Below are 15,720 nucleotides of genomic sequence, written 5' to 3' on the forward strand. Positions count from 1 at the left end.
ACTGCTACAGAATCCTTCGCCGCAATCCGCTGGCCCGCAGGACCTGACGTTCGACTCCGGCTCGGATGGCCTCCTCGGTGCCGATCACCCGTACATGCGACCGCGCACGGGTGATCGCGGTGTAGAGCAACTCGCGAGTGAGCAGAGTCGATGCCTCGGCGGGCAACAGAACCGACACGGTGTCGTACTGACTTCCCTGGCTCCGGTGAATCGTCATCGCGTACACGGTCTGGACGGCAGAGAGGACGTTCGGGTGAATGAGAACGTGGGCGCGACCCCGCGCGAAGGCAGCCATCGGAGTTCCGTTCTCACCCGACACCACAACACCCGTGTCTCCGTTGTAGATTCGCGCTTCGTGATCGTTGGCCGTCACCAGCAGCGGCTGACCGGGGTACCAGTAGGCGGGGTCGAGGAAGGTCTTGTTCGCTTCTCCCACCCACTCGAGTGCTAGCCGATCCCACAGCGCAACGCCCCACCGCCCCTCACGGTGCGCGCACAGAAGTCGATGCTTCTCCAGTCCCAGCAGCGCCGCGGCGGCGTCACCGCGGGTTGCCGCCGCTGTGACCTCGGCGGCGGTGTCGACCACGTCGGCCCGCAATGCGTCGGTGTCCTCGGGTGCATGGAACGAGATCTGGTCGTCACCGGATTCGAGTAGTTTCATCACCTCGTCACCGCGGCCGTCTCGAACTGCGACGGCCAGACGGGCGATCGCGCCACCGAATCGTCGACCGCGGCTGAGCCGAACCACTCCGCCGCGCAACCTGTCTCGCTCGAATGCACTGAGCGCCGCCTCGTCCGGATCCTCGGCTGCGTCGAAATCCGCGTCGACCAGGTGCGCCAACACAGGGTTCTCGGTGCCAGTGACCGGCCGTGCGACGAGGTCGGCCAACACTGCTCCGGCGTCGACGGACGTCAACTGATCGGGATCGCCCACCAGTATCAACCGCGATTCCGGTCGAACTGCTTCGAGCAGGCGGCACATCATCGTCAACGACACCATCGACGTCTCGTCGACCACCACCACGTCGTAGGGCAGTCGATTGTGGGAGTCATGACGAAACCTGGTCTTGCTGCCCGGTTTCCACCCGAGCAGGCGATGCAGAGTCATTGCTTTCAGTTCTGCCGGGAGACCCAGCAGTCCCGCTTGCTCGGCCACCGACTCCTGCAGACGAGCGGCAGCCTTGCCGGTGGGGGCGGCAAGACCGATTCTCACATCGCTGCCGTGTTCTCGAACCAACAGCGCGAGAACTCGAGCCACCGTGTGGGTCTTACCGGTGCCCGGCCCGCCCGCTATGACCGTGGTCCAGTGCGTCGCCGCGAGGGCTGCTGCAATCCGCTGTCGATCGGGAGGGGTGGTGGGTGCGCCGGATTCGTCGATGAACAATTCGGCCAACGCACGGTCGATCTTTGCACCGTCGACGACGGGGTGCGACTGCGATCGAGCGTCGAGTATGCCTCGAACTGTGTTCTCCTGCAGGTGATATCGATCCAGGTACAGCAGTTCACCCAGGTCGGTGCGCACCAGCTTCAGCGGCGTCAGCGGCCCGTTGGCGCTGCCGACCACGAGCGGGCTGACCGCCAACCCGTCGAGAACGTCGGACAGATCGGGCCAGGGAAGAAGGCTTGGATCCACGTCCGATTCCTCGTCCACCGTGACATCCCGCAGGCGCTGCAGGTCGAGACATATCGATCCGGATCGCACTGCGCGCACTGTCAGAGCCGTGGCGAGCAGCACCGGTTCGGAGGCTTCCCCGGCCAGGGCACCGAGCCGCAACGCCACGTGCACGTCGGCCGCTGTCAGTACACCGGCGTCGTTGAAGGACCGCAGAATTCCGCTGCCTCGCAGCGCCGTCGAGACACTCGTCATCGTTGTACCTTTCCGGCGAGCAGATCCGACAACTCGACCACCAGTGCCGCAGGCGGATCCCAGTCGAACACACCGCAGCCGGCCGGAGTCTGCGGCCCCACCATGCCCCGAACGAACAGGTACCGTACTCCGCCGAGATGCGTCTCCGGCCGGTAGTTCGGTTGCCGCCATCGCAAATACCTGTGCAACGCAACGGCATACAGAATGGCCTGCAGCGGATAGTGCGACCGCATCATCTCCTGCGCCATCTTCTCGCGCGTGAAATTGCCGGTCGTCAGATCGCCTCGGGCCAGGCGGTTGGTCTTGTAGTCGACCACGATGTAGCGAGGGCCGGGTACCCGAAGAACGGAGTCGATACTTCCGGTGAGAAAGCCGCGCAGTGGGGTGACTTCCACTGCATCGAGCAGATCGGCGTAGTCCGCGAGGACATCCGCCGGGTCGAGATGTCGACGCAGCAGCTGCGCAACCGATGTCAGAGTCACGCTCGAGTCCACCGGGTCGTCGCCTCCGGCCAAGGGTAGCTCGAAATCCAGCTCGGCCAGGTGGTCGTTCGGCGCGATGTCGCCCAGCGTCCCGAAGCCCAGCGGTGTCTGCATCACCGGCAACAGGGCGGCTGCCAGAGCCGTCGGATCGACATCTGCCATTCGTGAGGCAACGGCAGCTCTGCAGCGCTGCTCGAGTTCGGACAGTAGATCGGCTGCGGAGGTATCGACGTGCTCGAGGGCCTCGTGCACCAGGGTTCCGAATGCGGCACCGGCCGGCATGCCGTTCATCGGTGACGCGATCCCGTCCACGGGCTCGTCCGGGTTCGCGCTTCCCAGCGGAGGTTCGACAGGCTCATCCGCTTTCTCGGGCCGCTCGGCCTCACTGGTCACCCCCACCTCCGGCTCGACGGGCGACGCATCGTGCGCGTGAGCGGTCAAGGCCGAGTACGACGTTCGACGCCACAGCAGATCCAGAGCACGCCCGAAGCGAGCGGCAGTGACGTCGCGGTGTTCCTCCTCGGGGCGCACCCACTGCTGATCCGAGGGTGGTGTGGGGCCGACTGCCTCGATCGAGATCAGATCCGCTGACGGACCGACCCAGGACTGCAAGCGGTTGGCGGTGGTGGCGTCGTCGAGCACCTTGTACGACGGCTCCGGCTGCGCAATCCCCGGAATGCGGCCGAACAGCATGCGGTGCAACGACGACGTAGCAGTGTTGCGTCCCGGTGCCCACCACAACACCACCTGACACTGGGCTCTGGTGAGTCCCACGTACAGCAGCCGTAGTTCTTCTCCGGCTTCTTCACGATCGTTGACGAGCTTCCGTGCTGCGTAGCCGGCCCCGGAGGGACCGCCGACGTCCCGGATGCGGTGGCCGTCCTCGTGCAGCAGCAGGGTCGACGGTGAGCTGAAGTAGAGCGTGTCCCAGGCGTACGGAAGGTAGACGACGGGAAATTCCAGCCCCTTGCTCCCGTGCGTTGTCATGATCTGCACTGCCGCCGAGTCACTGTCGAGTCGGCGGCTGCGATCGGTGGACCCGCCGGCTGCCGGTTCCTTGATTCGATCGGTGAGCCACCGAGTGAGAGCGGTGATTCCGTACGATTCGGATACCGCTGCACGATTGAGTAGTTGGGCGATGTGCCGCAGGTCGGTCATCGTGCGCTCCCCTGCCTCGACCGCGAGCAACCGAGCATCGAGACCCGACTGCGCCGACACCCGCTCGAACACTGCCGCGAAACCCGCCTCGTCGAACAGCACGGAGTACTCACGCAGCCGGCTGCTCACCTGCGACAGAGCGTCCTCGGCTCCGGAATCGAGTTGGGCGGCAGTCCAACCGAGCAAAGGTGTCAGGGCTGCGAGTCTGACGCGGTCGGTGCGGTGCGGTTGTTCGATCGCTTGCAGTAGCCACAACCAGTGTCGAGCACTGTCGGTGCCGAAGACGCTGGTGCTGCTCGACACCACCGACGGCACACCCACTGCGTCGAGTGCATCTCGAATCAGCGCAACCTGTTTGGTCGTGCGAGTCAACACCGCAATGTCCCGCGGTTCGACCGTCCTCGGCCCGTCCGGCCGGTCCATGACGGCGTTCCCTGACAGGAGCGTCACGATCTCGGCCGCCACATCCGCAGCCACCCGAGAGCGAAGTCGATCCACCGCCGGAAATCCCGAACGTAACGGCCCTGCTCCGGTGCGCGGGAGATAGCGCAGCCGCAGCGGAGGATGTCCTGCCATGCGCGAGAACGAGTTCCGCGCTTCGACGCGATGGACGACGATATCGTCGTGTCCGAGAGCGGCACCTCCGTAGAGATGGTCCAACGCGTCGAGGAGCCCGGAGTCGCTACGCCAGTTCGCCGTCAGCTCGTACAGATGATCGGCCGACTGCACCGCATCCAGATAACTCAGCACTTCGGCACCGCGGAAAGCGTAGATGGCCTGCTTCGGATCTCCGACGAGGATCAATGTCGTGTAGCCGTGAAAGGCCCGGCGCAAGATGTCCCACTGCATGGGGTCGGTGTCCTGGAATTCGTCGATCAACACGACACGGAACCGGTCTCGCACGCGCGCGCATGCTGCCTCCCCGTGCACGGGATCGGACAACACCGAGTGCAGCAGTCCGAGTAGATCGTTGTAGTCGCGGATGCCGAGAAGACGTTTGCGACGCTCGACCTCACGGCGGGCCTCCCGAGCGAACTGCACCCGCAGGGCGGCTTCCCGGTTGCCGTCGTCACCGTCGAGGTCGTCGATGTCGGGGTACAGGATCGACTGTTGATCTCCGACGGCAGCCGCGGCCAGTTGTTGGGCGTCGCGTCGCCCGAACGGTGGTGCCTCGTCATCGCCGCTGAACATCTGCAGATACAGATCGTCGACCACCTGCTCGAGCAGATCCGACACCGACTCGACGAACGTGGATTCGGGTTCGCGCTCACCCGCGATACCCAGCCCGTCGAGCATGCGTTGACAGAAGCTGTGCGTGGTGACGATCGTCCCGGCGTCGAAGTCCGACAGCGCTTTACGCAGTCGCCGGCGCCGCCTGTCCACTTCCTCGTCGTCTGCCGCGGCGAGAAAGGCGACGAGAGGGTCGCGCGCACCACGCGCAGCGTCCGGATCCCCGAGGTCTCGGGCGATCGACGCGAACCGGCTGCGGGTGCGATCGCGCAGTTCCTGGGTCGCGGCCCGACTGAACGTCACCAGCAGTAGATCCGAGATCTCGGCCAGTCCTTCGGCAATGTACCGCGCCGCAAGTCCGACGATCGCGTACGTCTTGCCCGTTCCGGCGCTGGCCTCGAGCACGGTCGTCCCGGTCGGCATCGGACCGAGGAGGTCGAATCCGCGTGCGGCGGTCATGCGTTCCCCATGTTCTCTGCGGTCAGCAATGGATCCCACAACCGGCGGGAGAGAACTCCGAAGCGGCTCTGCTCGTTCGCGGGGTCGGTCTCGTCGTCGAGAGGGCTCGGATCGAGCAACGTTCCGAACGAGAGCGACGGGCCGTGCACGTATCGCAACGATCGGTCGGTGCCGTCACCGAAATCGCCGCGCCACGCCCAACCGGCAGATTCGTAACCGTCCTCGATCGATCCGCCGCCGAACCGCTTCTCCGCGTAGGCAGCTGCCGTCCCGGTCGAGATCGGCAGCGGCGCAACCAATCCGCGATCCCGCAGGTCCACCACGTCACGGAGTACCGCGAGGGGATTCGGAGGGGTCGTCAGGCGGGACCGGCGAGGCGGACGCATTCCGCTGGCGCGCCCGATGGTGACCGCGCTCCACTCCCCCGGCTCGGACGCTGCCACCGCCAGCAGACGCACCCACGCCGCGAGCCTGTGCTTGGCCGCCAGCCGTGAATAGGACGAACGCACGAGTGTCCGGTCGTGAATGCCGATGACGGTACCGGTCAGACGTCGCCCATCACCGAGATCGACCACGATGTCGGTGGTCTCGGCCGGGCCGTCGTGAAACGGCGCGGCCGCGTCGGCGATGATTCCGACGACTCGGCGGATGTCGGACATCTCGCGTCGACCTTGATGAAACGGAGGCAACGTGCCTCGCCGCCACTCGGCGTCGGCGAATTCGCCGATGTCCGTGCCGGCCAGCACCGCTGCCAACATCCGATCGCCGATGTTCCACCGAGACAACGGATCCAGTTCGATGTCGAGACTGTCCGCCAGATTGTCTTCGAGCTCGGGAACTCGAAACCCGAGACGTTGACGCAGAAACGCCTGAACCGGATTCTCCACGAACGCGATCACGTCCGCGAGTTCCACGTCGCCCGAATTCGCTGGGGGCAGTGCATCTGGCAAGAACAACGGCACCGGTACGGACGGTCGCTGCTGAGACACGGCGCCCGCCAACGCCACCGTGTCGAAGCTGAACGGGTGTCGGGCCTCGAAATTCCGAGGATCGAAGGGCTGCAGTGGATGCCGGTGTTCGACGCTACGGCCGGCGGTCACGTCGAGGACGTCCATCAACTCGCGCAGTGGGATCGCGGGCGGCTTGGTCGATCCGTCGACGGGGTCGGCACCGGTGTAGAAGAGCAGTAGCTTTTCTTCGGCGGACATCACGGCGTCGAGCAGTAGCTGTCGGTCCTCGCTGCGGGTGTCGCGTTCGCCGACGGCCGGGTCGCGTGCGAGGACGTCGTCTCCGTCGAGGCTGCCGACACGGGGGAACACCTCGTCGTCGAGACCGAGAAGGATCACGACGCGGTGCGGGACCGATCGCATCGGCACCATCGTGCACACGGTGAGCTCTCCGGTGCGAAAGTTCGCTCGGGTGGGGCGGCCGGTCAGCCGGCCACCGAGCATGGCGCGCACGTCCGCCAGCCGCAGCTCGGCGGTGTCGCCGTGTTCGGTGGCCTCGGCGATCTCGCGATGCGCTTGCGCCAATTGCCATTCGTCGGCGGTGGGCACGTCGGCAAGCAGATCGAGGGTGCGGCCGAGCTGCCGCGTCCATTCGGTCACCGGGGCGCGCCCGGACAGCGCCCGTAGTACCGAGGCGAGCCGGTCGACCAGCTCGGCGAATCGGCCCGCAAGCCCGATGTCGTTACTGTCCACGTCGTCGAGGGGCAGCGCGAGGTCGAGATAGTCGTTCCCACTCTCGTCCGCCGCTACCCCGAGGAGAATACGGTCGAGTGCGGACTTGAAGGTGTTCTGCCGAAAGTTGTTCAAACCGAAGGATTCTCGTTGTCGCACCGTCAAGCCCCAGCGGGCTCCGGACGTGGCGACCCATTCGCGGAGGCGTTCGAGGTCGTCGTCGGTGAACGAGAACTTCTGCCGCACCGGGCCGCTCGCCGCGAAATCGAGTAGTTCGCTGGCCGTCACTCGCCCCTCGGAAAAGTCGAGCACCGTCGCCACCACATCCAGTACCGGATTGGTGCGACGCAGGCCCCGATCGGCAAGCCGGACCCGCAGTCGATGACCGGGATGCACCAATGTGGCCTGGCCGAAATTGGCACGGATCAGCGGCGCATAGGTCTCGACGTCCGGGCACATGACGAGCACGTCACGGGGTTCGAGAGTCGGGTCGTCGGTGAACAGATGCAGCAGAGACTCGCGCAGCACCTCGACCTGGCGAGCAGGCCCATGACATGCGTGAATCTGTACGGTGCCGTCGGCGAGCGCCGGATCGCCGACCGTCGTTGCGCGAGAGGGCACTTCGTCGCCGGCGATGTCGGATTGGATCGTTCCGAGCAAGGTCCGCGTTGGTTCGGGCCCTTCGTGGTGCACGGTGTGATCGGCGATCGAGCCGATGGTTGCCTGCAGTTCCCGCACGTCGCGCGACAGACTCGCCAGCAGCGGGTGCTCGACGGCCAGAGCGGTCACGTCGTCTCGTCGTCGGGTGGCTGCTGGGATGTCGGCGAGTGTGGCCCACATCGACGGGCTGGGGTGTGGGATCCAGATGTGGACGTCGCGGTGGTGCGCGAGCGCGTGCAGGATGTCGAGTTGGTCGGCGGTCAGCCGAGTCGGACCGAACACCGACAACCTGGAAGGTAGGTCCACCGCGTTCGGTTCCGATCGCAGTGTCGAACACGTATCGGGAAGGCGCTCGGCGGGACTCGGACTGCCGATCCGCTCGCGTACCAGGCTCCATATCCGCGGTTGCCACGTCAGGTCGTCGTCCAGTTCCTGGCCGAGCCCGTCGGTGAATCGTCCGGCGCGCCAGTCGCGCAGCATCTGGGGTCGCTGAGATCCGCAGGCGCGGAACAGCTCCGCGATGTGCGCGGCCGTCGACCAGCGGCGCCCTACCCGATGATCGTCAGACCCCGAACCCAGATGCTTGGAGAGCACCGCGGCCCACGGTTCGGTGCGGCAGTCGTCGATCACCGACAGCGCGGTCCACAGCACTCGACTGTGAGACCACGGGTCGTCGTCGGGATCGATGCCGTCGACCTCGGAGATGGTGCGCGCGACCAACCTCGCCGGGCTCGGAAACTCGATGTTCGCAGCTATTCCATCACCGTCCGGAGCACCCAGGACGCTCGACAGACGCTGGGTGAGCCACCGCTCGACACCTCTCGCCGGCACCGACACGATTTCGGGTACGAAGGCATCGGGCAGCGGCTCGGACAGTACATCGGCGAGGGCTGCAGCGAGCGTTCCTGCACGTTCGGCGCGGTGGAGCGTCAACACGGTCGAAGTCCCCTGCCTGCTCGTCTGAGAACGCCCGAATTCGGACTGGTGACGACCCTACTCGAGCCACCGACAAGTTCTGTCCGGTGAGTCGAGCCCTCGGCACCGGTCCGTATGTGCAGAACCCGACAGCAACGGAGGAGAACGGCATGTTCAGATACATTTTCGCGGTCGTGGCGGTCCGGGATATCGATATCGCGAACGCTTGGTACGAGAAGTTGTTCGACCGTCCGGCGGACAACAATCCGATGTCGACACTGGTGGAGTGGCAGGCCGCTCCCGGAGCATGGGTGCAGGTGACCGTGGATTCCGAGCGTGCAGGCTCGTCGCTGTTCAATGTGGCGGTCGACGACCTCGAATCGTTCGTGTCGGCTGCCCACTCGCGCGGAATCGACTTCGCCGACATCGTCGAAGCGAACAAGGGCGTTCGGCTGTCCACGGCCACGGATCTCGACGGCAATTCCATCACCGCTATCGGCGGTTTTCGCGAGCACTACTGAGCCGGGGCGTGCCGTCTCGGCTCGAGGTGTAACGACGCTCGCACGCGGTGCGACATGGTGGAAGGAAATGCGACCGCCCGGTTCGGAAGAACGTGGGGTTGCTCCCGTCTCGCGGACACCCTTCGCCGCGAGGCCGACACCCCGTGACCCGAGGACGATCCGACATGACCAGTGCCTACCCACCACCGTTCCAGCGCCCCGCACCCGAGCCAGCTCCTTCTCGACGCCCTCTCATCGGTGTGATCATTGCCTGTGGCGCAATCATTTTCGGTGCCGTCTTCTTGATCGGAGCGATCGCATCGTTCGAATTCGGTGCAGTACTCGTCGGAGCGTTGATGGTCGCCTCGGGCATCGCGTATCTGCGGTTGTCCCCCGAGCGTGGACGCAAGGGTTGGGCCGTACCGGCGATCGCTGTTCTTCCGGCATTGATCGTCATGGGAATGACGGGATCGACCGAACCCGAGAAGGTGGCCGTCACCCCGGTCGCGGCCGTGCCCGCGCTACCCACCGTGACGACGACCTCCGCACGTCCGACGACCACCACACCGGCACCGACCACGACGACCACGGCCGCACCCACAACAGAGCCCGTCGTTGCGATCGTGGAAATACCGACGACGTCGGAGTACATCCCCGATCCCGAGCCCGTCTACATTCCCGAACCTGTCTACATCCCGGAGCCGGTATACACACCCGAGCCCGTCTACACCGTTCCCGCGCCGTTGGCAGCGGTGCCGGAGAGCGTCTACTACAAAAACTGCACAGCTGCGAAAGCCGCGGGCGCGTTCAATATCAATATTGGCGAACCCGGATACCGCCCGGAACTCGACGGCAACAGCGACGGCGTCGCCTGCGAGCGCTAGCCCACCATCCGCCGTGTCAGCTCGGCAGCCTCGCGGGAGTATGCGACGAGCATGACGAGGTCCACGGATGGCCGCGCTGCCTTGACGGCAACGACCTGTTGGGTGATGGCGTCGTGCATCGGCCAACCGTAGGACCCGGCCGAAATGAGCGGAAAGGCGATGGATTTCAGATTCATCGACGCCGCCAGCGCCAGGCTGCGCTGGTAGCACAGGCGCAGTAGTTCGGATCTGTCTTCGTTCTTCGAGTAGCGCGGGCCGACGGTGTGGATCACACAACTGGCGCGCAACCTGCCTGCGGTGGTGGCCACAGCGGCACCGGTGTCGAGGCCGTGGGGCAAGGTGGTGGCCCGCAACGCCTTGCATTCCGCGAGGATCGTGGGACCCCCGGCCCGATGCAGCGCGCCGTCCACCCCGCCACCGCCGAGGAGTCGGGTGTTGGCCGCATTGACGATCGCGTCTGCGGCCACCTCGGTGATATCACCATGCACTACGTCGATGATCGTCATGCGTCGTCCTTTCTCTCGGCGATCGCGATGGCGATGCGATCGAGGTCGTCGGCGCGCAGCCCCGGGTAGCCGTGGACCAGCTCGCGCCACTGCGTCGGGACCGCCGACGCGCCCCACCGTGCACCGAGAAGTCCGCCTGCGATCGCGGCGGTGGTGTCGGTGTCCCCGCCTGCTCGGACACACAGTTCGAGCGCGGCAGGAAGGGGCAACGATGCATCTGCCGCGCGATGTATCGCCCACCAGGCCGTCTGGAGCGCGTGCACGACCCAACCGTTCTCCGGGAAGTCGGTCGGCTCGCCCTCCTGAGCGCTGTCCAGCAGCGGCTGCCAGAAGTCCCGGACATCGGGTTCTTCGTGGCGCAGGAAGTCGGCGATACCGTCGTACGTTCCGTGCAGCACCGCGTGCCGGATCGCGTGCGACCACAGTTGACATGCCTGACCGGCACGAGGATCGGAGTGGGTCAGCGCGCTGATCCGCTCCGCAGCAGCCCGGCATCCGGTCACGTCGTCGAGATAGGCCAGCGCGACGGGCGCGGTCCGCATCAACGAGCCGTTTCCACCAGTCCGGCCGGTCAGCGACGCCGCGACCGCGGCCATCTCCGATCCGGTGCTCGCTCTCTGCGACAGCACTTTCCGGGTCTGATTGCCGACGTCGGGAGGATTCACCGCGAACCAGGCGCGGAAGTTCGCTGCCACCTCGTCGACGTCTCCGCCGATCTCGAGAGCGCTCGCAACGCAGAGTGCCATCGACGTGTCATCGGTCCATTCCCCCGGGGCCCAGTCGAACGCGCCGCCGCCGATCATCGCAATGGCAGTCTCCGGCGTCGGATATCCGAATTCGTACCCCGCGCCCAACGCATCGCCCACTGCAGTGCCGAGCAGTACCCCACGCGCCCGATCCCGCTGATTGTCGGTCAAGTTCATTCGCTGCCCCTTAGATCGTTGTTGATCTAACAATAGATCAGACTTGCGCTAAGCTGCAACCCATGACGTGGACGGACCGAGACGGCAAGGCTCTGACCGATTACCCGCGACCTTCGGTTGCGGTCGATGTCGCGGTCCTGACGGTCCGTGAACAGCAGCTACAGGTCGTTGTCGTGCCCTCTGAGCGGGGCCTCGCACTTCCCGGAACGTTTCTGCGCCCGTCGGAAACCCTGACCGAAGCCGCCGAACGCGCACTCGAGTCCAAGGCGAACATCGTCGATCTGCAGTTCCACCAACTCAAGCTCTTCGACGAGCCCGGCCGCGACGACCGCGGTTGGGTGCTGTCGATGGCGCACGGCGCAGCAACACCGAGTCGATCACTGCCTGCGACAGCCGAATCGGTCGCCATCGACGGTGTGGTGCCGGGCTCGACGCTGGCGTTCGATCACAGCGAGATGGTCACCGAGGCAGTGCTGGACCTCCGAGCTCGCTACGCGCGAGAGATCGACCCTGCCGGATTTCTGGATTCCACCTTCACACTCCTCGAACTGCGGTCGCTGTACGAAATCGTTTTCGATCGCGCGTTCTCCAAAGACACGTTTCGCCGCCACGTCATCACCGCACTCGAGGGAACGAGCACGACGACGACGGCAGGTGGCGGTCGCCCCGCCGAGCTGTACCGCCGGGCACCCGATGCTGCACTGGCCGCTTCTGCGGACTCGTTCCTTCGCGGCTAGAGGCGTCACGCGACGAAACCGGACATGTCAGCGGATAAGCTGCGAGCCATGGGATCGAAGCGGCCTGCCAACCGCGGACAGAAACGTGCAGAAAAGACCAAGGCCCGGCAACGGCGTCACCAGCAATCTCGGCCGGCACCGACCGGTGTCGTATCCGAGCGGATCAGCGATCTGATCGACGGTTTCGTCGAGTGGCTCGACGAGAGCGAGATGTCGGAGCAGGCCGAGGCAATCTCACGATTGGTGTCGTCGACACTGACCCAGTTGTCCGGTGCGCGCCACGGGTTCTCCCCCAGCGCGTGGATTCCCGCCGATGCGCACCTGCTGGTGGATGCTGCAGAACGCATTCTGCAGGAGGAATCGGAGACAGCCGAGGACACGGCAGTGAACCTGGTTCTGACGTCACTGCAGTATTTGACATTCCTCGACGAGACCGATCTGTGGGACGGCAGCCCCGAGGACTACGCACACTGCATGGAAGATCTCTCCGACTTCCTCGAGGGCGACGAGCCCGACATGCTCGACGCAGACGACATCGATCTGCCGAACGTCTCGCTCGACCAGGAGCTTGCGGCCATTTCGGCTCTGCCGCTGTTGCCTGCGCTCGATGACATCGTTGCTCGCGTCGCCGACGGACTCGCAGTGTCGGACGACGTCCATCTACGCACCGCCGTCGGCCAGGCCCCACTCGACTCCGCCGGACTCACCGAGTCCTCGGACGTTGCAGCCGTCGATTACTGGTCGACGGCCATCGCGACCGAATTGGTCCGGATCGACGGCCACACGGCCAAGCTCGGCGACAACGCCCCGTCTCTGGCCAAGCGTGAGGCGGAGACCGTTCATGAGCTGGTTGCCGAACACGTCCGAGTGCAGCTGTCCGGAGACGCCGACGACCCCGACGTGTCCCGTTCGCTGGCCAACACGTTCGCGGTTCAGACCCTGCTGGCCGCGATGACCGACGAGCTGCCTCTGAACAACGAGGGCGAGGACTACGCCGATCTGGAGGGTGAGGACCTGCGGACGGCGCAGCTGATCGACCACCGGGTTCGATCTCTGATCGAGCAAGGCATTCTCGTGCGAATCGAAGAGGTCCTGGCGGTTCCACATGCGCTGCGTCCCGCTGTTCTGGACGGGGTGGCCGAGGCGCACCCTTTCGGGGCGCTGGACGAGGAGACGCACGAGCCGCTCGAGGACTCGGCGTCGTCGTGAACGCACTCGCGCGCGCCGAGACTCTGTCGGTGCTCGCCGCTAGCGTGACCGACGCCGCGTTATCTCAGCGCGATTCGGGTAAGGAGCCGACATGAGCGATTCACTCGAGTTCGACTTCGACGTCGACTCGGCATGGATGCACTTCCAACGCCGGCTCGGCGAGTACGTCAGCGCCATGCGCGACGGTGACGCCTTGGTGATCGAGTCTCGATACGACAGCACGGACGGCGTTCCGGACACCGCGGCCTGCGTCCAGTTCTACGCCTGGGATCTCGACATGGTTCGCTGCGAGCTGCCCGCCAACGAGCACCTCCACAGTAGTCGGGCCATCACCGACGCTCAGCGAGAAGCACTGAACGCGTTGGGCTTTCGAACGTCTCGGGATTCCGAGCCGACGCCACCCCACGTCGACCGCAATCGATCGTGGTCCGATGATCTGGCGAAGAAGACGGTCGCGGTGTTCCGTGACATCTGGGGCCTGCCGCACCCGTCCTTTCTGAGTTCGCGGGCCACCGGACGCTACGACGTGCCGAGCTTCGAGGCCAGCACCGAACCCGTCTCGGCAGTCGTTCCACTGTGCGTGCAGCCGAAAGGCAAGGACCACCTGCAGCAACTGGTCGATCGTGCACTCGAACCCTGGTTCGGCTTTCCGCCCGATCACGACCCCGACGGCGACATTCCTCTGCGATTCGTCAACGGCACCGCATACGTCACGGTCAAATCCACCGAGCCGGTCGTCGAGATCAACTCGACGTTGGTGCACGCGGTCACCGGTCGCACCCGCGCGGCCGAGTTGCTGGTCGATCTCAACGTGCAGCTTCCCGATGTGATGTTGCATCTCGTCCAGGACTGCATCGTGGCCCAGGTACGTGTCAGCGGATCACCGTTTGTGGCCGATCACCTGCTGTGGGCGGTCCGGATGCTCTCGCACGTGTGGGAGCAGGTCGACGACAAGTTCGCCGAGGACTTCGGGGGCAGGCTCGGCGAACCGACCCCTCCGGTCCTCGAAGGTGACGACTTCCCGGACGGTCTGCTCGCGTTGATTGAGCTGATCGCGGATTCGCCCGATGCTGTCGAGCCACGCACCGTCCTCGAGTGCTGCTCTTCGGACCGTGACGTGGTCGTGTCGTATCTCCGCATCAGCGCCGAGCAGGAGGCATCGTGGCGCGGCATGGCGGTAGCCGCGGACCTGGGCGACGAACACTGCGATGTGGACGAGGCGGATCGCGAGGCCGCGAACTGGGGCAGCGCAGTGGCTGCCCTGCGGGAGGTGCTGCGGAGCACCCCCGAACAGGTCACTCCTGTGGTCGATCCGTCGGCGATCCAATTGCAGCTGTTCGAGACCGACGAAGTCGCGGAGGTGTCCGACGAGCGTTCGGACGATCAGTAGCGCCGTCCGAACAGAAAAGTTTCGACGGGCTTCCCTTTCATGTTAACTGGGGTTACATTAACTCCATGTTCGCATCACGTTTGGAGAAGCCATGACACTGACGACCGGCACCACGTCCGTTTCGGTGGACATCGACGCCACGGACGAGCAGCAGTACAACGAAACACTCACGTTGCTGTCCGAGGGGTCGGTGCACAAACACTTCGATCCTTACGTCGACATCGACTGGGAGTCCGAGAAGTTCGCGGTTCCCGCGAACGATCCCCGCTGGGTACTGCCCGCCAAGACCGACCCCATCGGGGGCCATGACTGGTACAAGTCCCTGCCGCTGGACCGACAGATCGAGATCGGTATGTGGCGTCAGGCCAATGTCGCCAAGGTCGGCCTGCAGTTCGAGAACATCCTGATCCGCGGCATGATGCAGTACGTATTCTCGCTGCCCAACGGTTCGGCCGAGGCGCGCTACTGCACCCACGAATCCATCGAAGAGTGCAACCACACCCTGATGTTCCAGGAGATGGTCAATCGGGTGGGTTCCGACGCTCCCGGCATGAGTCGACCGATGAAGATGCTCTCGCCGTTCATCCCTTTGTTCGCGACGCTGCTACCCGAGTTGTTCTTCGTCGGGGTCCTCGCAGGCGAAGAACCCATCGACCACATTCAGAAGTCGGTGCTTCGCTCCGGCGAAGAAATCCATCCGATCATGCAGAGCGTGATGGCCATTCATGTGGCCGAGGAGGCTCGCCACATCTCCTTCGCGCACCAGCTCCTTCGTCGTCGTGTGCCCAAGATGTCCAGGGCCGGACGCTTCCTGCTGTCGCTGGCCTTCCCGGTCACGATGCGCATTCTGTGCGACGTCATCGTCATCCCGCCGAAGAAATTCTGGACGAAGTTCGACATTCCGAAGAGTGTCAAGAAGGACCTCTTCTGGGGAACCGAGCAGTCGCAGCACGCTCTGCAGGACTACTTCGGTGATGTGCGCATGCTGGCCACCGATACCGGAATGATGAACCGGGCGGCTCGCCTGATGTGGAAGCTGTGTGGAATCGACGGCAAGGCATCACGTTTCCGTAGTGAGCCGGACCGCAGCTCGAGCCAGTTCGCCGCATAGCCCTCTCGAC

11 protein-coding genes are annotated in these 15,720 nt (G+C 65.0%); 6 read left to right on the forward strand and 5 right to left on the reverse strand.

Annotated features, from left to right (window positions below; genetic code table 11):
• Window positions 1-4: 4 nt before the first annotated feature.
• Genes recD through recC form a run of 3 tightly spaced genes read right to left on the reverse strand, consistent with a single transcriptional unit; the run spans window position 5 to window position 8,471 of the window.
• Window positions 5-1,867 carry an exodeoxyribonuclease V subunit alpha gene (recD, locus tag K414_RS0120800; protein WP_027497696.1) on the reverse strand — a complete coding sequence of 621 codons (1,863 nt, stop codon included), beginning with the start codon at window positions 1,865-1,867 and terminating at the stop codon, window positions 5-7.
• Complete coding sequence (locus K414_RS0120805; protein ID WP_027497697.1) at window positions 1,864-5,196, reverse strand: UvrD-helicase domain-containing protein; 3,333 nt, start codon at window positions 5,194-5,196, stop codon at window positions 1,864-1,866. The genes recD and K414_RS0120805 overlap by 4 nt, the downstream gene beginning before the upstream one ends.
• Window positions 5,193-8,471 carry an exodeoxyribonuclease V subunit gamma gene (gene recC, locus K414_RS0120810; protein WP_027497698.1) on the reverse strand — a complete coding sequence of 1,093 codons (3,279 nt, stop codon included), beginning with the start codon at window positions 8,469-8,471 and terminating at the stop codon, window positions 5,193-5,195. The genes K414_RS0120805 and recC overlap by 4 nt, the downstream gene beginning before the upstream one ends.
• Before the next feature lie 149 nt (window positions 8,472-8,620).
• Between recC and K414_RS0120815 the strand changes: the two genes are divergently transcribed.
• Window positions 8,621-8,971, forward strand: coding sequence for a VOC family protein (locus K414_RS0120815; RefSeq protein WP_027497699.1), 351 nt, complete (start codon window positions 8,621-8,623; stop codon window positions 8,969-8,971).
• 164 nt (window positions 8,972-9,135) lie between these two features.
• The gene (locus K414_RS0120820; RefSeq protein WP_081701635.1) at window positions 9,136-9,834 is read left to right on the forward strand and encodes an excalibur calcium-binding domain-containing protein; all 699 of its coding nucleotides are present in this window, start codon (window positions 9,136-9,138) and stop codon (window positions 9,832-9,834) included.
• On the opposite strand, the gene K414_RS0120825 is transcribed toward K414_RS0120820, so the two are convergent.
• Window positions 9,831-10,340, reverse strand: a complete 510-nt coding sequence (locus K414_RS0120825) for an O-acetyl-ADP-ribose deacetylase (protein WP_027497701.1) — start codon at window positions 10,338-10,340, stop codon at window positions 9,831-9,833. The genes K414_RS0120820 and K414_RS0120825 overlap by 4 nt on opposite strands.
• On the reverse strand, window positions 10,337-11,263 hold the full coding sequence (locus tag K414_RS0120830; RefSeq protein WP_027497702.1) for an ADP-ribosylglycohydrolase family protein: 927 nt from the start codon (window positions 11,261-11,263) through the stop codon (window positions 10,337-10,339). The genes K414_RS0120825 and K414_RS0120830 overlap by 4 nt, the downstream gene beginning before the upstream one ends.
• Before the next feature lie 62 nt (window positions 11,264-11,325).
• On the opposite strand from K414_RS0120830, the gene K414_RS0120835 reads away from it, so the two are divergent.
• From K414_RS0120835 to K414_RS0120855, 4 genes are all read left to right on the forward strand, one after another.
• Entirely contained in the window at window positions 11,326-12,000 is a 675-nt protein-coding gene (locus tag K414_RS0120835) for an NUDIX hydrolase (RefSeq protein ID WP_027497703.1), read from the forward strand.
• 48 nt (window positions 12,001-12,048) lie between these two features.
• On the forward strand, window positions 12,049-13,209 hold the full coding sequence (locus K414_RS27530) for a hypothetical protein (protein WP_051365201.1): 1,161 nt from the start codon (window positions 12,049-12,051) through the stop codon (window positions 13,207-13,209).
• A 91-nt stretch (window positions 13,210-13,300) separates the two neighbouring features.
• Window positions 13,301-14,599 (forward strand): hypothetical protein, encoded by a 1,299-nt coding sequence (locus tag K414_RS27535; RefSeq protein WP_051365202.1) that lies wholly within the window; start codon window positions 13,301-13,303, stop codon window positions 14,597-14,599.
• A gap of 91 nt (window positions 14,600-14,690) precedes the next feature.
• On the forward strand, window positions 14,691-15,710 hold the full coding sequence (locus K414_RS0120855) for a diiron oxygenase (protein WP_027497704.1): 1,020 nt from the start codon (window positions 14,691-14,693) through the stop codon (window positions 15,708-15,710).
• Window positions 15,711-15,720 lie beyond the last annotated feature (10 nt).

This window comes from Rhodococcus sp. JG-3 (assembly GCF_000482405.1).
In the GTDB taxonomy this organism is placed as follows: Bacteria; Actinomycetota; Actinomycetes; order Mycobacteriales; family Mycobacteriaceae; genus Rhodococcoides; species Rhodococcoides fascians.